The sequence below is a fragment of the Flavobacterium aquicola genome, assembly GCF_003385115.1.
In the GTDB taxonomy this organism is placed as follows: domain Bacteria; phylum Bacteroidota; class Bacteroidia; order Flavobacteriales; family Flavobacteriaceae; genus Flavobacterium; species Flavobacterium aquicola.
This window is the reverse complement of the sequence record NZ_QUNI01000001.1, coordinates 416,176-436,827: the sequence shown is the minus strand read 5'-3', so window position 1 is coordinate 436,827 and position 20,652 is coordinate 416,176. Positions and strand designations below refer to the sequence as shown.

General features: G+C 33.3%; 8 protein-coding genes. 6 read left to right on the top strand and 2 right to left on the bottom strand.

Annotation, left to right across the window (positions count from 1 at the left end; all coding sequences use genetic code 11):
• The first annotated feature begins 39 nt into the window (after positions 1-39).
• The 3 genes from C8P67_RS01730 to C8P67_RS01720 all read left to right on the top strand — a co-directional run bounded on the left by C8P67_RS01730 (position 40) and on the right by C8P67_RS01720 (position 9,019).
• On the top strand, positions 40-3,999 hold the full coding sequence (locus tag C8P67_RS01730) for a non-ribosomal peptide synthetase (RefSeq protein WP_115809729.1): 3,960 nt from the start codon (positions 40-42) through the stop codon (positions 3,997-3,999).
• 285 nt (positions 4,000-4,284) lie between these two features.
• Positions 4,285-8,238: a non-ribosomal peptide synthetase gene (locus C8P67_RS01725; RefSeq protein ID WP_115809727.1), complete on the top strand. Its 3,954-nt coding sequence runs from the start codon at positions 4,285-4,287 to the stop codon at positions 8,236-8,238.
• On the top strand, positions 8,216-9,019 hold the full coding sequence (locus C8P67_RS01720; protein WP_115809725.1) for a 4'-phosphopantetheinyl transferase family protein: 804 nt from the start codon (positions 8,216-8,218) through the stop codon (positions 9,017-9,019). Before C8P67_RS01725 ends, C8P67_RS01720 begins: the two co-directional genes overlap by 23 nt.
• Positions 9,020-9,119: 100 nt before the next feature.
• Here the strand turns inward: C8P67_RS01720 and C8P67_RS01715 are convergent, their stop codons facing one another.
• Together C8P67_RS01715 and uvrA are read right to left on the bottom strand one after the other, a co-directional pair.
• Positions 9,120-9,371, bottom strand: a complete 252-nt coding sequence (locus C8P67_RS01715) for a helix-turn-helix transcriptional regulator (RefSeq protein WP_115809723.1) — start codon at positions 9,369-9,371, stop codon at positions 9,120-9,122.
• 691 nt (positions 9,372-10,062) lie between these two features.
• Positions 10,063-12,858 carry an excinuclease ABC subunit UvrA gene (gene uvrA / locus C8P67_RS01710; protein WP_115809721.1) on the bottom strand — a complete coding sequence of 932 codons (2,796 nt, stop codon included), beginning with the start codon at positions 12,856-12,858 and terminating at the stop codon, positions 10,063-10,065.
• A gap of 205 nt (positions 12,859-13,063) precedes the next feature.
• Here uvrA and C8P67_RS01705 point away from each other — a divergent pair, with 205 nt between their 5' ends.
• From C8P67_RS01705 to C8P67_RS01695, 3 genes are all read left to right on the top strand, one after another.
• Positions 13,064-15,865: a triple tyrosine motif-containing protein gene (locus tag C8P67_RS01705; RefSeq protein ID WP_115809719.1), complete on the top strand. Its 2,802-nt coding sequence runs from the start codon at positions 13,064-13,066 to the stop codon at positions 15,863-15,865.
• A 244-nt stretch (positions 15,866-16,109) separates the two neighbouring features.
• Entirely contained in the window at positions 16,110-19,157 is a 3,048-nt protein-coding gene (locus C8P67_RS01700; RefSeq protein ID WP_115809717.1) for a SusC/RagA family TonB-linked outer membrane protein, read from the top strand.
• A gap of 10 nt (positions 19,158-19,167) precedes the next feature.
• Complete coding sequence (locus C8P67_RS01695; RefSeq protein ID WP_115809715.1) at positions 19,168-20,646, top strand: RagB/SusD family nutrient uptake outer membrane protein; 1,479 nt, start codon at positions 19,168-19,170, stop codon at positions 20,644-20,646.
• The last annotated feature ends 6 nt before the right edge of the window (positions 20,647-20,652 follow it).

The following is a 20,652-nucleotide window of genomic DNA, read 5'->3' as shown; positions in this document are numbered from 1 at the left end:
AATTATAAACCTGTACAATTATATATTAAAAACTGAATAATGAAAAATCAATCTCAAATACAAGTCGAAACTGAAACTCAATTTAATCCGTTTTCATCTGAAATTGAAAGAATAATTTATTCGACAAATTCTCAATTGGAGATTTGGACAGATTGTATTTTTGGAGGGAGTGATGCCAGCAAAGCTTATAATTTATCTGTTTCTATTAAATTAAGAGGGAACTTAGAAATAGATTCGCTTGAATATGCTGTAAATACTTTAGTGCAGCGTCATGAATGTTTGAGAGCTAACTTTAGTCCAGACGGACGCTTTTTGTGTATTTATAACGATCGAAGCATAGAAATTTCTCATATTGATCTTTCAAGCTTAACAGCAGCTAAAAAGGAAGAAGCTATAGATACTTTGGCAAAGGAAGAAGTTAATTTTATTTTTGACTTTGTCAATGGTCCTTTACTCAAAGTCAGCTTAATTAAAATCGAGGAATTTGAATATATGCTGACCTTAACATTCCACCATATTATTGTAGATGGAGTAAGTTTCAAGATAATATTTGAAGAACTTGGTGTACTTTATTCTGCACATATTGAAAATAAAGAACCCAACCTGCCAGATCCAGAACGATTTAGTGAATATGCTGAAAAAGTAAATTCATTTATGGATAGCAGTGAATATAAATCCTTAGATGATTTCTGGCTTTCTATCTATAAAGAATCGGTTCCTATTGTAGAATTGCCAATAGAAAGTTCAAGACCTTCCTTGCGAACATATAATAGTCATTGTATTGATTTTCCTCTTGATGACAGCACTATAAACTCATTAAAAGATATTGGAATAAAAGCTGGCAGCAGTTTAACTACCACTTTATTTGCTGCATTTGAGGTTTTTTTATCTAAACTCACTGGTCAGAGTGATTTAGTAGTAGGATTTCCTTTTTCTGGAAATACATTATACGATATGAAGCAGTTAATTGGCAATTGTGTGAATATGCTTCCTATACGCAGTAAAATTAGTCCAAACATTAGCTTCTTTGATTACTTACAGCAAAAAAATCTGCAGTTTTTTGATGCTTATGAACATCAGCAAGTTAGTTTTGGCCATCTCCTTAAAAGTTTTGCTATTCCCCGTGATCCTTCGAGAATTCCTTTAATTCCAGTGGTATTGACAGTTGATTTGAATCGGGATATAGAAAGTGATTTTTCATTTACGGGTCTTTCTCATGAATATAAAATTAATCCTCGACAATACGGATCATTTGAAATTCAAATTCATGCTTTTAGAACTAAAAATGGATCTTCATTTCACTGTACTTATAATACCACGCTATTTAAGGAGGAAACAATAAATAAAATGATGATTGAATTTGGAGAGATAATTACTGAACTGTTATCTAATCCAGACAATCCTCTGTCAAATATAATTGGAGGTAATTATCTAGCTGATTATAATGCGATAAATAATACTGAAGTCTCTTATCCAAACGTGACCTTAACGGAATTACTTAGAAAGCAAGCAGTAATTACACCTAATAATAACGCTTTAGAATTTCATGATTCGAAAATTACTTATGTTGAACTGCATAAAAAAGTAAATCAGCTGTCACATTATTTAAAAGCACAAGGTGTTAAATCTGGTGATTTTATTGCAGTTTCTTTTGCACGCAGTCCGGAGCTGCTTTACACTTTACTGGCCATTATGCAATGTGGGGCGGCTTATCTTCCATTAGATCCTGAATATCCAACAGCTCGTTTGGAATTTATGCTCCATGATTCTGATGCAAAAATTTTATTAACTAATAAAAAACTAGCTGAATCGTTGCCAGCATGGCCTAATACCCTTTTTATAGAAGATGCCATGGATTCATTAAACCAGTATTCTATTCTGCCGGTTCTTTCTACGATCTCTTCAGATGATGTTGCATATATACTTTATACATCTGGATCAACGGGTAATCCCAAAGGCGTTACAATTACCCATAAAAATTTGGTTAATTTTCTTTACAGTATGGCTTTAGAGCCGGGTATTACTGAAAATGACAGATTGCTTTCAATTACCACTATCTCCTTTGATATTGCTGGCTTGGAATTATATTTACCCCTTATAAAAGGTGCAGCATTAATACTTGCTGACCATGAAACCGCTAGAGATGGCAGGCTGTTATTAGATTTAATAAAAAAGAAAAATATAAATTTTTTACAAGCTACGCCTACAACATGGTTAATGCTTTTAGATTCTGGCTGGTCTCTGCCATTACCGTTAAAGGCTCTTTGCGGAGGTGAAGCCATGCCCGCAGATTTAGCCAAAGAACTTCTAGCTAAATGTGATACTCTTTGGAATATGTATGGACCGACAGAAACTACAATTTGGTCCTCCATTAAGCAGATAAAAGCTGACGATTTTATAATTACTATTGGTAAACCCATTGCAAATACACAATTCTTCATAATTGATGAAAAAGGCCAGCTTGTAGCACCAGGAAAGGTTGGTGAAATTGCTATTGGCGGTGACGGTGTTGGAAAGGGCTATTGGAATAGACCTGAACTCACTTCGGAAAAATTTATTGAGAACAAATTTTCCGCTGCAAAAGGAGATATAATGTATCGTACAGGGGATTTAGGCAAATTGCTTCCGAGTAATGAAATCGAATGTTTAGGGCGTTTAGACCAGCAGGTTAAAATTAGAGGGCATCGTATTGAACCTGGTGAAGTAGAACAGGCTCTGGTATTGCTTGAGGGTGTAAAATATGCAGTTGTATTGGCTAATGAAAATTTTCTTGTAGCCCATATTGTACCAGATTCCAGTATAGAAAATGCTGAAATTCAAATACCATTATGGCGTGAAACTCTGTCTTCGCAGCTGCCAGCACAATTAGTTCCGCATGACTTTAATTTATTGGAGAAAATGCCAACAACGCTAAATGGCAAGATTGACCGCAATGAATTATTAAAATATAAAACTAATAAACAGCTCAAATTTACAGCGCCTAGAACAGAAGAAGAAGAAATAGTTGCAGACATCTGGAAAGAAGTCTTAAATATTGATGATATAGATGTTTTAAGTAACTTTTTTGTTATGGGCGGTCATTCGTTAATAGCTGTTAAGGTTATGAACAAATTAGAACAAAAAACGGGAAAAAGACTGCCGCTTTCTGTTTTATTTGAGCATTCAACTATTGAGAAGTTTGCTAAATTATTAAGTCCAGATAAGGAATTTTATTCTGATTGCCTGGTTCCAATAAAACCTAATGGAAAAAAGGCACCGCTTTTTATCGTTCATGGAGCAGGACTTAATGTTTTAAATTTTGTTAACATGAGTAAGTATTTTGATGAAGATCAGCCTATTTATGGTATTCAAGGTACGGCCAAGGAATATAATGAGTGGTATGAATCGATCGAAGCAATGGCAGCTCATTATGTAGAAGCTGTTGTAAAAATACATCCGGAAGGTCCCTATGCTCTTGCTGGTTTTTCTTTTGGCGGTATTGTTGCCTTTGAAATGACCCGTCAGTTAAAAGAACTTGGAAAAAAAGTCAGCCTGACAGCTTTACTCGATTCGTATGTTGATTCTTCTTATTATTATGAAACTTACAGACAAAAAAAACTAGTTAGGTACAAAGAAATGGTTTTGAGTTGGAAAACTTTCAAGATGCGTATCAATGAGAAAAAATATATATTAAAAAGGTTTTTTGGACATAATAACGCAATGATTGAGCAAAAAGTTTTGACACTTGAGGAACTTATAGAGACTGACGGCAAGGTTAAAAAAATCATTGACCGCTATCATCTTAAACCGCAAAACTTTAAAGTAGATTTATTTAGATCCAAAGATGATATGCATTATAAATTGGATCCTACGCATTTAGGATGGAAAAAAGCGGCATTAGAAGGAATCACAATTCATAATATTCCAGGCAATCATTATGATATTGTCGCACCGCCAAATGATAGGGTACTAGCGAGAATGCTTCAGGATATTTTAGATAATAGACATGAAAACTGCTGAACTGATTTTTGATTTTACAAAATCTTAATAAGCTGGAAATTATAAATATACGCGCCTTAAAATATAAATGTTATAAAAACTAAGCCTATAGAAATATAATTACTTAAAATAAACAATCCTTTATACACCTACTTATATGTGATTATTTATCAAATAATAGCTTTTACTATTTTACAAAATTTAACCATTTTGCTTTTAAACGAAATTTAAACAAATTAAAAATAATTTACTTTAAATGTATGTCTGGTTAAACGAGTAAAAATCCAACATAAAACTTATTTGAAAATGAAATATCAATCTCACAATCAAAATAAAATTCAATTCGATCCGCTTCATGCTGAAATTGAAAGTGTTATTCGTATAACAAACACTCAATTAGAAATATGGATGGATTGCTTAATTGGAGGTAATAATGCAAATAAGGCATACAATTTGTCTTATTCGATTAAGTTTATTGGCAGCTTAAGTTTTGAAGCATTAGAACATGCAGTAAATACCATAGTACTTCGTCATGAAAGTTTGAGAGCTTCGTTTAGTTCGGATGGAATTTTCATGAATATATATAAAGATCTTCTAACAGAAATTTCTCAGAATGATATTTCACAGCTTGAAACAGCTGAAAAGGAAAAGGCTAAGGAAACGATAATTTATGAAGAAGTTAATTCCCTTTTTGACCTTGTTAATGGCCCATTATTTAAAGTTAAATTAATAAAAATTGAAAATTTAGAAAACATATTAGTGATAACTCATCATCATATTATTGGTGATGGTTTAAGTATCAATATAATATTAGAAGAGCTAAGTTTACTTTATTCCGCATATATCGAGAATACAATACCAAATCTGAAAAGCCCTGGAACTTTTAGTGAATATGCCGAAAAAGTAAATTCTTTAATAGAATATAATGAATATGAACAGATAGAAGATTTTTGGCTCAATATTTATAAAGAATCAGTTCCTTTAATTGACTTGCCAATAGATTATTCAAGACCGCCTTTGCGGACTTATAATAACGAGCGCTTCGATTTTCCTGTCGAAAGCGATCTCATAAACGAACTAAAACATCTAGGGAACAGTGCAGGCTGCAGTATCGCAACAACTTTGCTCGCTGCATTTGAAGTATTTTTATATAAACTCACTGGGCAGAATGATTTAGTAGTTGGGTTTCCAGTTTCAGGAAATTGGAGATACGGCATGAAGCATATGATTGGAGACTGCGCCAATCTGCTTCCGTTACGAAGTAAAATAGACAAAAACATTAGTTTTTTAGATTATCTAAAACAAAGAAATCCGCAATTAGTAGAAGCTTATAAACATCATCAGGTTAGTTTTGGGCATCTGCTTCAAAAATTAGCAATTGCCAGAGACCCTTCAAGGGTTCCTATGGTACCAGTTACATTAACCGTTGATTTAAATCGGGATATAGAAAATGAGTTTTCATTTACTGGACTTACTTATGAATTCAATATTAATCCCAGAAAATATTCAGCATTCGAAATTAAAATGCATGCTTGTATAGCTAACAAAAAGCCGACTTTGCAATGTTCTTATAATTCTTCAATTTTCAAGGAAGAAACGATTAATCAAATGATGATTTCATTTGAAGAAACATTACATAAATTAGTTGCAAAACCAGACTTCCCTGTAACAGATCTTATAAAAAGTGATTATTTACCGGATTATAGTACTCTTAATGATACAGAAACATCATATCCGAATGTAGCTTTAATTGAATTGCTAAATAGACAGGTGGCAAGCACTCCTAATAATGTAGCTTTGGAATTTCACGATTCGAAAACTACTTATGTTGAGTTACATAACAAAGTAAACCAATTGTCACATTATTTAAAAGCACAAGGTGTTCAGTCTGGTGATTTTATTGCTGTTTCTTTTACACGCTGCAGAGAACTTCTTTATACTTTGCTAGCCATTCTGCAATGCGGTGCGGCCTATCTGCCATTGGATCCTGAATATCCTAAAAGCCGTTTGGAATTTATGCTCATTGACTCTAGTGCAAAAGTTTTATTAACCAGTAAAACACTCTCTGGAGTTTTACCATTGTGGCCGCATACTCTATATATAGAAGACGCCATGGATGCATTAAGCTATTATTCTACCATGCCGCTTCCTTTTTCTGTAAGTCCGGATGATCTGGCGTATATACTCTATACATCTGGATCAACTGGCAATCCAAAAGGTGTCGCCATTAGTCACAAAAATTTGGTTAACTTTCTTCACAGTATGGCTTTAGAGCCTGGAATTAGTGAAAAAGACAGACTGTTATCAATTACAACTATTTCCTTTGATATTGCCGGTTTGGAATTGTATTTACCTCTCATTAAAGGGGCTACATTAATACTTGCTGACCATGAAACAGCTAGAGACGGAAGGCTCTTATTGGAATTAATAAAAAAAGAAAATATAAACTTTTTACAAGCCACTCCTACAACATGGTTAATGCTTTTAGATTCCGGATGGTCTCAGCCATTACCGCTTAAAGCTCTCTGTGGAGGTGAAGCTATGCCGGCAGATCTTGCCAAAGAACTTTTAGCTAAGTGTGACACTCTTTGGAATGTGTATGGACCAACAGAAACTACAATTTGGTCATCTATTAAGCAGATAAAAGAAGATGATTCATTAATTACTATTGGTAAACCTATCGCAAATACGCAATTATATATAATCGACGATCATGGTCTGCTAGTGGCACCTGGAAAGACTGGTGAAATAGCTATTGGTGGTGACGGTGTTGCAAAAGGCTATTGGAATAGACCAGAACTCACTGCCGAAAAATTTACTGTAAATAAATTTTCTGACAATAATGATGAGATACTGTATCGTACAGGTGATTTAGGTAAATTGCTTCCGAATAATGAAATAGAATGTTTAGGGCGTGTAGATCAGCAGGTTAAAATCAGGGGCCACCGTATTGAACCTGGTGAGATAGAACAAGCTCTTTTATTGCTCGAGGGTATAAAATATGCAGTTGTATTGGCCAATGAAAACTTCCTAGTAGCCCATATTGTACCAGATTCCAGTATAGAAAACGCCGAAATTCAAATACCATTATGGCGCGAAACTTTGTCTTCGCAGCTGCCAGCACAATTAGTTCCGCATGATTTTAATTTATTGGACAAAATGCCAACAACGCTTAATGGCAAAATTGACCGCAATGAATTATCAAAATATAAAACTAATAAAAAACTCAAATTTACAGCGCCTCGTACAGAAGAAGAAAAAATCGTGGCATCCATCTGGAAAGAAGTTTTAAATATTGATGATATTGATGTTTTAAGTAACTTCTTTGAAATGGGCGGGCATTCTGTAATTGCAGTTAAAGCCATGAATAAGTTAGAACAAAAAACGGGAAAAAGACTGCCGTTATCTACATTATTTGAATATTCGAACATTGAGAAATTCGCTAAGCTGTTAAACCCAGATAAGGAAATTTATGCAGATTGCTTGGTTCCAATAAAACCTACCGGGCAAAAATCACCGCTTTTTATTATTCATGGAGCAGGACTTAATGTTTTAAATTTTGTTAACATGAGTAAGTACTTTGATGAAGACCAGCCTATTTATGGCATTCAAGGAACGGCTAAAAGATATGATGAATGGTATGAATCGATAGAGGCTATGGCTGCTCATTATGTAGAAGCTGTTGTGAAAATAAATCCGGAGGGTCCCTATGCTCTTGCAGGTTTTTCTTTTGGCGGTATTGTTGCTTTTGAAATGACCCGTCAGTTAAAAGAACTTGGAAAAAAAGTTACCCTGACAGCATTGCTCGACTCATATGTTGATTCCTCTTATTATTATGAAACTTACAGACAAAAAAAACTAGTCAGATACAAAGAAATGGTTTTGAGCTGGAAGGCCTTTAAAATGCGTGTTAATGAAAAGAAATATATATTAAAAAAGTTTTTTGGACGAAACAGCACAATGATTGAGCAAAAAGTATTGACACTCGAGGAACTTATTGAAATTGACGGAAAGGTTAAAAAAATCATTGACCGTTATCATCTCAAACCGCAAGACTTTAAAGTAGATTTATTTCGATCAAAAGATGATATGAGCTATAAATTAGACCCTACACATTTGGGATGGAAAAAAGCAGCATTAAAAGGTATTACAGTGCATAATATTCCCGGCAATCATTATGATATTGTAGCACCGCCAAACGATAAAGTGCTGGCAAGGCTGCTTCAGAATATTTTAGATGAAAAAAATGCAGACAGCTAAACTTTTTATTTCATTTTCAGATTTAATGGAGGTTAAATTAAACCTGGATAAAGAATGTTCTTTAGACAATAATGATGTCATCATTTACAGTATTTATTTGCCTAATTTCATGGACTTAAAAGCTGATTTAGTTCAGTTTCTTAATGCCAAAGAGCTGATTAAAGCCGAACGTTTTTACAAAGAAATAGATCAAAACCGATTCATTATATACAGGTCGATTTTAAAATTTATTTTGGCCGCTCATACTAAATTAGAGGTAAAAAATATTGATCTGGATTATCATCTCAATAAAAAACCATATTTAGCCTCTCATCCTTGGCTGCATTTTAATATTTCACATTCCGAAGATTTTGCTGCTATTGCTGTTTCTTATAAAAAAGTTGGAATAGACATTGAGTATATGTCGGGAGACTTTGACTTCACAAACATTCTTCCTGATATTTTTGACGATAATGAAATTTTTGAAATTAAAAATGCGTTCAATAAAAAACAAGCTTTTTATACTTCATGGACACGCAAAGAAGCTTTTGTGAAAGCACTAGGAAAAGGTATTGATGAAGATTTTAAATATATTCCGTGTTTAGATGGCCAGCATAATATTGATTCGATTTTGTTAAAGAATAAGGAAGACTGGCAAATGTATAGTTTTGCCCTTACTGAGCATTATTTAGGCGCAGTAGCTTTTGAAGGTTCTTCTGCTGTTTGTAAAAATTTAATGCATTGTAGTATGCCAAATACTATGAAAGATTTATTGGAAATGACTCAAATGAGAAACGGCTAATTTTTCAATAGAAACGCAATTTGGCTATTGTATTTACTGCCCTGATAAATTTTAAGCTTTGGTTATGTTAAATACATTTATTTTAAATACCATGGATTTTTTAACTTGCTTTGTGCGCTTGTTGCGCAGTATCGTTAAAAAAAATAGTAACATCAAATTTGAATATAAATTCAATTGAAACATCTAAAACCTTTCCAATTTGAATCAATTTATTTACTGTTAAATCAACTTCACCCCGTTCAATTTTTCCGTATCCGCTCATGCTCATATTTAATTCTTCTGCAACATATTCTCGAGTTAAATTTTTCAATTCTCTTATTTTTCGGATATTTAAATATACTGTAGATTTCATAACAAAAAAATAAATAATTAATTATTGAATTTAATTGAACAATATTCTGATTCGGATATAAACTAATTATTTGAATAAGAATATAGCATAATTATTGTCTGTGTTTAAACAAACAATTGCCATCTTTAAGTGAAATGTTATCTTTTTTCAAACCTAAAACACAAAGCATCCAGTTATTTTCTAAATTTTATAAGTTATTGAATCATTATTTTGCCTTTGTCTTCAACTTATTTAATTTAGAAACTTCAGTAATAAAAATATATTAATAATAAAAAAAGCATCTTCTTTTTTGTGTAATATCATTATAAAATAATAATATTAAATTGTTAACAAAAATGATTAATAAATGCCTGTTTTAATTTAAAATTCATTAAATTAAGTAAAATGATATTGAATTTTTAATTTTTTATAAAAATATGACAAATAGAGTAATGTGCAATGAATTAAATTATTAATCTGTTTAACTAACTATAATATCCGATTAAATACTTTTCTGAATGCCTTTCTCTTCTTTAAAAATTGAATTTGAAATACGTAAAATAAATGTGAATGAAAATTGGTTTTTAAACCATTATAAAGTGATTAGCAGATACTTTAAGAAAAGTTTTAAAAAACAAAAAAGTCTTTAAAATTATTTAAAGACTTTTTTCACAATTAGGTGAAAATAAAGTTTACTGGGACTAGGTCAGCTCTAGAGTTTTTCTTTTAAATATTTTGCCGTGATAGATTTTTTGTCTTTTACAATTTCTTCTGGAGTTCCTTTTGCAAGCAGTAATCCGCCGTTCTCTCCTCCTTCGGGACCAAGATCAATTACCCAGTCGGCACATTTGATTAAATCAAGATTGTGTTCTATTACCAGAATAGAATGTCCCTTTTCGATCAGAGCATCAAAAGAAGCCATTAATTTTTTAATATCATGAAAATGCAATCCTGTTGTAGGTTCATCGAAAACAAAAAGGGCTTTTTCTTTAATAGTTCCTTTGACCAAAAAAGAGGCAAGTTTGATACGCTGCGCTTCACCGCCGGAAAGTGTAGAAGAGGATTGGCCTAATTGTACATAACCCAAGCCAACATCCTGCAAAGGCTGTAGTTTTTGCGTGATTTTTGTCTGCTTGTTTTTTTCAAAGAAAGCAATAGAATCATCAATAGTCATCGTTAAGATGTCATTGATGTTTTTGCCATCAAAAAATACTTCTAGTACTTCTTTTTTGAAACGTTTTCCGTTACAGGTTTCGCATGGCAATTGAACATCTGCCATGAAAACCATTTCTACGTTTATGGATCCTTCTCCTTTGCAGGTTTCACATCTTCCTCCATCAACATTGAATGAGAAATGTTTGGCTTGGTATCCTCTTACTTTAGAAAGTTTTTCTTTTGCATATAATTCACGAATATCGTCATAGGCTTTGATGTAAGTAACAGGATTCGATCTGGAACTTCTGCCTATTGGATTTTGATCAACATATTCTATATGTTTTATATGTGAAAAAGACCCTAATAATTCAGTAAACTGGCCTGCCTTTTCACCTGCATTGTCTAACTTTTTTTGCATAGCAGGAAAAAGAATTTTCTTCACTAGCGTACTTTTTCCGCTGCCCGAAACTCCTGTAATTACAGTTAAAACATCAAGAGGAATTTTTACATCTATATTTTGTAAATTATTCTCTCTGGCACCTTTTATTTCAATGAAATTTTTAGATGACCGTCTTTTCTTCGGAACAGTAATTTCTAGTTCGCCATTTAAATATTTAGCTGTAAGCGAACTTGATTTTAAGATCTCGTCATAAGTGCCTTGTGCGACAAGATTTCCTCCATGTGTTCCGGCTTCGGGGCCAATATCGATAATCATGTCGGCAGCTTTCATAATATCCTCATCATGCTCGACTACAATCACTGTATTCCCTAAATCACGCAATGATATAAGCACTTTTATTAAACGCTCAGTATCTTTTGGGTGTAAACCAATACTTGGTTCATCTAGTATGTACATGGATCCAACGAGACTGCTTCCTAGTGAGGTAGCCAAATTAATACGTTGGGATTCTCCTCCAGAAAGTGTTGATGAGTTTCTGTTTAAAGTGAGATAATTCAGTCCAACTTCGGATAGAAAGGAAAGCCGATTGTTGATTTCTATTAATAATCGTTTAGCAATTTGTTTTTCATACTCATCAAGATTAATGTTTTTGAAAAATTCAATTAAATGTTTGATTGGTAAATCAACTAGATCAGAAACCGTTTTTCCATTTATTTTTACATAAGAGGCTTCGGCTCTGAGACGTTTTCCTTTGCAGACATGACATTTCGTTTTTCCTCTATAACGCGAAAGCATTACTCGGTTTTGAATCTTATAATTTTTTTCTTCGAGTTCTTTAAAAAAAGCATTAAGTCCTTGAAAATATTTATTTCCTGTCCAAATGATATCCTTTTGTTCTTCGGTAAGCTGAAAGAAAGGTTTGTGAATCGGAAAATCAAATTTATAGGCATGATTTACCAATTCATCTCGGAACCAGCTCATGCTTTCGCCTCGCCATGGAAAAATGGCATTTTCAAATACAGAAAGAGAAGTGTTTGGAATAACTAAATCACTATCAATTCCTATAATATTTCCATATCCTTCACAAGCAGGGCAGGCACCATATGGATTGTTGAAGCTAAATAAATGAACATTTGGTTCTAGGAAAGTGATTCCGTCTAATTCAAAATTATTAGAAAATGAAAGTCTTTTATCTGAATTTAATTCTTGTAAATAACAGATTCCTTTTCCTTCAAAGAAAGCAGTCTGCACAGCATCAGATAATCGGTTGTAAAATTCCTCTTCGTCTTTAACAATAATTCGGTCAATAATAAGCAGAATGTCTTTGTGGTCTAATGAATGCTGTTCTTCCAAAGTGAAATCATCTAAACGAACCATATCATTATTAACCAAAATTCTTGCAAATCCTTGCTGCAGCAATACTTTTAGTTTTTCTTCTAATTGTCTTCCTTCTTCGAGATGAATAGGAGCTAGGAGCAGCCATTTGCTGTCAAGTTCAAGATCTTTTACAGCGGAAACAACATCAGTAACTGTGTTTTTTTTGACTTCTTGTCCAGATACAGGAGAGTAGGTTCTTCCAATTCTGGCAAACAGCAGTTTTATGTAATCGTATATTTCGGTCGAAGTTCCTACGGTTGAACGTGCATTGGTTGTATTTACTTTTTGCTCAATAGCAATAGCAGGTGCAATTCCTTTAATATATTCTACTTTTGGTTTATCTAATCTGCCTAAGAACTGTCTGGCATACGAAGATAAACTTTCTACATAACGGCGCTGTCCTTCGGCATATAAGGTATCGAATGCTAAACTGGATTTTCCAGAACCTGAAAGTCCTGTTATAACAACGAGTTTGTTTCTAGGAATTGCTACGTCTACATTTTTTAAATTATGTACTTGTGCTCCTTTTATGATGATGTTTTTTTTCGGGTCGAGTGTGGAAATATCAATTGACATACTAAAAATGAATTTCTACAAAAGTACTCAATTTTGATCTGAGAATGCCCAAAGAATTATAATCAAAAATTCGATTTTTAGTCTATTTTTGTTTTTCAATTTGTATTTTAATAATAGTTGTGATTGCATTAAATTACTATTTTTTAATCTGTATGGATGAATTTTTTATTCATAATCAGTCACTAATCTAAATACCGCATCTCATTTGAAAACAAAAATTACTTTTCTGTTATTTTTTCTGTGTGCAAATGTTTTTTCACAGGAACTTCCACCAATTGTTAAGTATACTCCAAATTTATATGGAGCGGCAAATCAAAATTGGATGATCTCGCAATCGCAAAACCAATACGTTTTTTTTGCTAATAATGAGGGGCTTCTGGAGTTTAATGGTTCTAATTGGCAATTGTATGCTTCTCCGAATGAAACAATTATCAGGTCTGTAAAAGTGATCGATAATCGTATTTATACCGGCTGTTATATGGAATTTGGTTTTTGGACAAGACAGTCCAACGGCAGCTTAAAATATACTTCGCTTAGTGAATCCATTAAAGGTAAAATCTTGGATGACGAACATTTTTGGAATATTTTGAATTATGACCAATGGGTGATTTTTCAATCCTTAAATCGTATATATATTTATGATACTAAACTAAGAACATTCAAAATAATTACTCCTGACAGTACTATTACAAAGTCATACGAGACGAGTAATTCCATTTATTTTCAAACTGTAAATGGAGGATTGTTTGAATTGCAAAGCGGGAAAGCACATTTAGTTTCCAGTAGTCCGATATTAAAAAACAATAGAATTATAAATGTTTTTGCGATATCTGAAGGGCTGCTTATTCAAACTCAGCTGAATGGTTATTATAAAATAATAGGAACAGCGGTATCTAAGTTTATCACCGAAGCTGATTCAAAGATTGAAACCAGCAGTGTTTATAGCAGTTTAATACTTTCGGATGGAAGCTATGCAGTGGGAACTGTTTCTCACGGTGTTTTTATTTTGACTAAAGAAGGAAAATTGAAATACCATATTTCTCAAAATAAAGGGTTAAGTAACAATACCGCTTTATCATTATTTGAAGATGTGGATAATAATCTTTGGGTTGGCCTTGATAATGGAATAAACTGTATCAATTTGCAATCCCCAATTCAGAGTTATACTGATGATACGGGGGCTTTGGGAACCGTTTATACAACGAAATTGCATAATGGGAAATTGTATGTTGGGACTAATCAGGGATTATTTTATAAAAATTATAAAACTAAAGATGATTTTAAGTTTATTGCAGGCACTAAGGGGCAGGTTTGGTCTTTATTTATGTACAAAGGAACCCTATTTTGCGGGCACGATACAGGAACTTTTATTATTAACGACGGATCAGCCAAATGTATTTTTTCTCAGTCTGGGACTTGGAAATTTGAACCCATGCCAAAGCATGAAAACATGCTGCTCCAGGGGAATTATTATGGAATATCGGTACTGGAAAAAGTAAATGATCAATGGGTTTTTAGAAATAAAATAAAAGGATTTAATTATTCTTCTCGCTATTTTGAGGTCACAGATTCACAGGAAATTTATGTGAGCCACGAATATAAAGGCATTTTTAGATTTCAGCTGGATAATACATTGTCGAAAGCTAGTTCGTTTACAGCCTATTCTAATCCTGCAAAAGGAAGATATTCTAGTTTAATTAAATTTAATAATCAAATTTATTATGCTTATAAGGAAGGGATTTTTAAATTAAACCTCAAAACAAAGCAATTCAATAAAGATCAATTACTAAGTTCAGTATTTGAAAAAGACGAGTATACATCTGGTAAATTAATTGTAGATGATTCCAATAAAATCTGGCTGTTCTCCAAAAATTATATTCATTATTTTTCGTTAAGTAAATTAAGCAGTCAGTTTAGGAAAAATGTAATTCCGATTCCATCCTCATTAACAAATTCTATGCTGGGTTTTGAAAATATATCTCAAACATCCAATTCTGAGTATTTGATAGGAACTACAGATGGTTTCTATTCCATCAATATTAATGATATGAGTTTTAAAAGTTATTTAGTTGGAATAACGAATGTTGGGGCTAATAAATTAAATGAAGAAACTATAAACTTCGCCATCAATGAAGAAGGAAGTTTTGCATACGACGAAAACAATATCACCTTTGGCTATACTGTTCCAGAATATAATAAGTACATCAATGCCGAATACCAGTATTTATTAGAAGGTTTTCAAGATGAATGGAGCGACTGGAACTCGAAGACAACGGTCAATTTTAAGAATCTTCCTCCTGGAGATTATAAATTCAAAGTAAGGGCAAATTTTGCTAATACTACTTTGCAAAATATCGCCGCTTATAATTTTACAATCTCAAAACCGTGGTATAATACAAATCTTGCCGTTATAATTTATTTTTTATTATTTCTAAGTGCGGGTCATTTTATAAATAAAGCATATTTAAATTATTACCGCAAGCAAAGGGAAAAGCTGATCGAAGAAAATAATTTACTGCTGGAAATTCAAGGGCTAGAAAATGAAAAGCAGTTAATGAAATTGAAAAATGAACAGCTTTCTCAAGATGTCGATTCAAAAAATAGAGAATTGGCTGTTTCTACAATGAGTTTAAATAGTAAGAATGAATTATTGGCTTTCATTAAAGATGATTTAAAGAAAACGTCTGAAAGCGGGGTTAGTAATGTAAAATCGGTAATTACCACTATTAATAAAAATATTACAGAAGAAGATTCCTGGAGTATTTTTAAAGAAGCTTTTGATAGTGCAGATAAGGACTTTTTGAAGAGGATTAAATTGGCACATCCTTCTTTGACTCCAAATGATTTGAGACTCTGCGCATATTTAAGATTGAATCTTTCATCTAAGGAAGTAGCTCCTCTATTTAATATATCAGTTCGCAGTGTTGAGATAAAAAGATATCGTTTGCGTAAAAAAATGGATTTAACGCATGAGCAAGGCTTAGTTGAGTATATTATGGAGGTATAGGTCTCTCTCTATTTTAAAAAATCACCTATACATCACCACAACATTAATGTTATTGTTGTGGTTTTTTTATGTTTTATATAGAAATAAAGAGTCCTGATTTCTTTAAGTTTCTTTAGTTTTTTATGCGATATTGATAATTAAATTACGATTTTTTTAAATTGTATATTTTTTGTTGAGGTTCTTTTTACGATTTCTTTAACGCTTCATAATATGTTTGTAATTCACTAACTAAAACTTATAAATTATGAAGTCAAAACATTTATTAATTATCTTTTTGCTTTTTTCAGCTTTTGGGTTTGCCCAAAAAAAGGATCTTGCAGGAACAGTAAAAGAACGAAGTACAGGTTTACCCTTGTTTGGCGTGAATATCAAAGACAAGAATTCTGGGAATTCAGTGTCGACAGATTTTGACGGGAAGTTCACCATAAAAGGGGTTTCAGCTGGAAATATTCTGTTAGTTACCTATGTAGGTTACAAATCAACGGAGTATGTTGTCAATGCGGGCGATTCTAACATAATAATCAATATGGTAGATGAAGCTAAGACATTGAATGAAGTTGTTGTGATTGGTTATGGAAGCGTAACTAAAAAGCAAGTTACAGGAGCTGTAAGTGTAGTCGATAGTAAAACAATTGATGCGATACGACCTGTAAAGATAGAACAAGCTTTGCAGGGAACGGTAGCAGGAGTTAATGTTACTACAGTGGGTGGCGCTCCGGGAGCTGATATTAGTGTGCGTATTCGAGGTATTGCAACGAATGGAGAAAATAAACCTGTAGCAATTATCGATGGATATCAAGGAGATTTGAGTACTCTAAGTCCTAATGATATTGAATCGCTTACTGTTTTAAAAGATGCTCAAGCAGCTATTTATGGAACAATAGGAGCTAATGGAATTATTCTCGTAACTACTAAAAAAGGTAAAAGAAATTCCAAACCAAAAATTTCTTTTAATTCATCAACAGGTATTCAGGAAGCGAGCAGGGTATTGCCAGTACTGAATGCTACTGAATATGCTTTGTTATTAAATGAAAGTTATGCAAATGGCGGTAAAAGTCTGCCATATCCTAATGTTTCTGGACTAGGCGAGGGAACTAATTGGCAAAAAGAGATATTAAACCCGGCACCAATCATCAATTATGATTTGTCTATCTCGGGTGGTTTTGATAAAGCCAATTATTCAGCTAGTGCTTCACATCTAGAGCAGGATGGAATAATTGGAGACGACAAATCTGGTTTCTCAAGAAATACTGCTCGTATATCTTTTGGTGCAGATGTTTCGGATAAGCTGAAATTAAAGACCAATGTAATTTATACGAATCAGGCTCGAAAAACTTTAAATGATAATGGATTAGGATCTGTTTTATTTAATGCTTTGAATGTGCCTGCTACACAAAGCCCGTATGATATCTATGGAAATTATTCGTTAGTGCCAAGTACTACTGGATTAGGATTTGAAATTATTAATCCATTAGCCCAAATAGAGAATACCTATAATGAATATGAATTAAGTAAGTTTAATGGGAATCTTGGATTGGATTATAAATTGACAGATGCGTTTGTAGTATCTGGGGCATTTGGTTTTAACACTCAAAATGGACAATCTCGTACTTTTGCAAAACAATTAGATTATGGAAATGGTAAAGTTTTCAATGTTAATAGAAGTTCTGTAACTCAAAGTGCTGTTTTTGACAATAGTTATTCTCTTGATTTCTATGGTACTTATTCTAAGAAAATAGGAAATCATAATTTAGTAGGGACGTTAGGTACAACTATTTATAAAGAATTTGGAAATGGGCTTTACGCGACTGGTTATGACGTTCCTTATAATTCATGGGATTATGCCGATCTTAAATTAGCGATCGGATTGCCAACAACAGCACCAAATACTTCTTATGTTTATGATGAAAGAAGATTATCCTATTTTGCCAGAGCTCAATATGATTTTAAAGGAAAATATCTTTTGTCTGCCATGCTGAGACGTGATTCGTCAACTAAGTTTGGTCCTGCTAATACAGTTGCTTATTTTCCATCAATGACTTTGGGATGGATTATTTCTGATGAAAATTTCTTTGGAGGAAATGAGGGATTTGTAAATTTTTTAAAATTTAGAGGAAGTTATGGAGTGTTAGGAAATGATCAAATCCCAAACAATGGTTATAATTCTTTATTAAATGGTGAAGCAACTTACGTATTTAATGGTTCTATTGTTAGCGGTTTAGCTTCGGGTCAAATTCCAAATCCAAGCTTGAAATGGGAAGAAGCTAAAAAGTTTGATGTTGGTGTGGATCTTAAAATGTTTCAGAACAAGATTAATATTGTAGCTGATTATTTTATTGATACTAGAAACGACCTTTTGATTCCATATATTCCTGTTTCTGGTACTTTGGGAGCAGGAGCTCCTGGAGCACAGTCACCAACAATCAATGCAGGAACAGTTAGAAACTCAGGTATTGAGTTTGCTGTGGATTATAAAAATACATTTGCAAATAAACTTTCTCTGAGTTTAGGATATAATGTGACTTTCATTCAAAATGAAGTGACCGCAGTAAATAATGGAACGGGATTCTATGAAGGCGGTGCATTTGGAGTAGGTCAGCCTGCTCCTTCAAGAATGCAGGTAGGAAAACCAATGGGGTATTTCTACGGTTACAAAACCAATGGAATTTTTCAGAACCAAGCCGAAGTAGATGCTGCTCCTTCTCAAATTGCTCTCGGTGCCGAAGCTCAAGCAGGAGATATTCGTTATGTTGATGTCAATGGAGATGGTATAATCAATACCTCAGATAAGACAAATATAGGCGGTCCAATTGCTGCATCTACTATGGGATTCAATCTGCAGTTAGATTATAAAAATTTTGATTTTGTAGCTTATGCATTTGCCTCAATTGGAAATGAAATGGTAAGAAATTATGAAAGAACACTTACCGATGTAAATCATTTGGATTATGTTCTTGACAGATGGACAGGTGAGGGTACAAGCAATACAGTGCCTAGAGTTACTACAAGTGCAACTTCAAATAATGTTTTTTCTGATTATTTTGTTGAAGACGCTTCTTTTGTACGTATTCAAAATATACAGTTGGGTTATTCTGTAGATTCTAAATATTTTGAAAAGGCGGGAGTATCTAAATTTAGAGTTTACCTAGGAGCTAATAATTTGTACACTTTTACAAAATACAAGGGATATGATCCGGGTGCTTCTAGTGGAGCTCCTATTGGAGGGGGAATCGATTACGGTTTTTACCCAATTCCAAGAACTTATTTGTTAGGTGTAAATGTTAATTTTTAATAAGTAAAAAATGAAGAAGTATATATATAGTACAGTTATCTGTATGACACTTTTTTCTGCAGTTTTGGTTTCGTGCAGTGATAGTTTTGTAGATCGTGATGTTGAATATTCAATCGATTCAGAGAATTTTTTCAATGCTAAGGAAGATTATGATAAAGCTTTAATAGCAGTTTATGATCCTCTTCAATCTACCTATATTAATGTATTGATGGGAGAAATTGCTTCAGACAATACCTTAGCAGGAGGAGAGAGTCCTACAGATGTAATAGGTTTTCAGCAGATTGACGATATGATTCATACACCAGTAAATGATAATCTAAAAAATCTTTGGGATTGGATGTTTGGGGGTGTTCAAAGAGCGAACTATATTCTAGAGTTTAAAGATAAAATTGATTTTGAAGGAAAGAACCAAATAATTGCTGAAACTCGTTTTCTTAGAGCGTATTATCACTTCGAATTAGTAAAATGGTTCGGAGGAATTCCATTGAATGGTGATAAAAGATTTGTTCCAGGAGATGAGACAAAGATACCACGTTCTTCGGTTCCGGAAGTATACGCATCAATTGAAGCAGATTTGATTTATGCTGTGGCTAATTTATCGCCTGATGCTTCGCAGACTGGAAGAGTTACAAAGGGGGCGGCTCTTGCTTTATTAGGAAAGGCATATTTATATCAAAATAAATTTTCAGAAGCCGCTGCTGCTTTAGAGCAGGTAATTACATCTTCAAAATATTCTTTAGTTAATGATTATGCTTCGATTTTTGAAATGGCTGGAGAGAATGGACCAGAATCGATTTTTGAAGTACAGTATACTGATGTGGAAGGTGCCGGTTTTGGGTGTCTGCAATGTAGTGAGGGGAATGTGGCTGTTGGATTTAGCGGTGTTAGAAACTACACAGGACCAAAATATACATCTGGATTTAGTTTCAATGTGCCAACGGAAGAAACTTACAATTCATTTGAAATAGGAGATTCAAGATTAGATGCTTCCTTGCTGGATATTGCTGCGTGGGCAGCTGCAAATAATGCGACCTATGGTAAAGGAAATGAGGATACAGGTTACTTTAATCAAAAATATTTGCCAAGAGTTAGGAGCGGTGAGGCTGCAGGTGATTTGAATTTAACAAATCCTAATAATTACAGAGCAATCCGTTATGCAGATGTTTTGTTAATGGCTGCTGAAGCTCTTAATCGCGGAGGAATAAACGATAATAAAGCTTTAGGTTATTTAAATCAGGTAAGAGATCGTGCTTTTGGAGATACTAATCACAGAATAACTTCTGTTGGGGCTGCATTAACCGATGTAATTTGGAAAGAAAGAAGAGCTGAATTTGTTGGAGAAGGTTTCCGATTTTTTGATTTGGTCCGAACAGGAAAAGCGGCTGCTGCCATCACTGGTTTTAAAGCTGGTAAAAATGAATTATTCCCAATCCCTTTACAGGAAATTCAATTTTCAGCTGGTAATTGGAGTCAAAATCCTGGGTATTAAAAAACT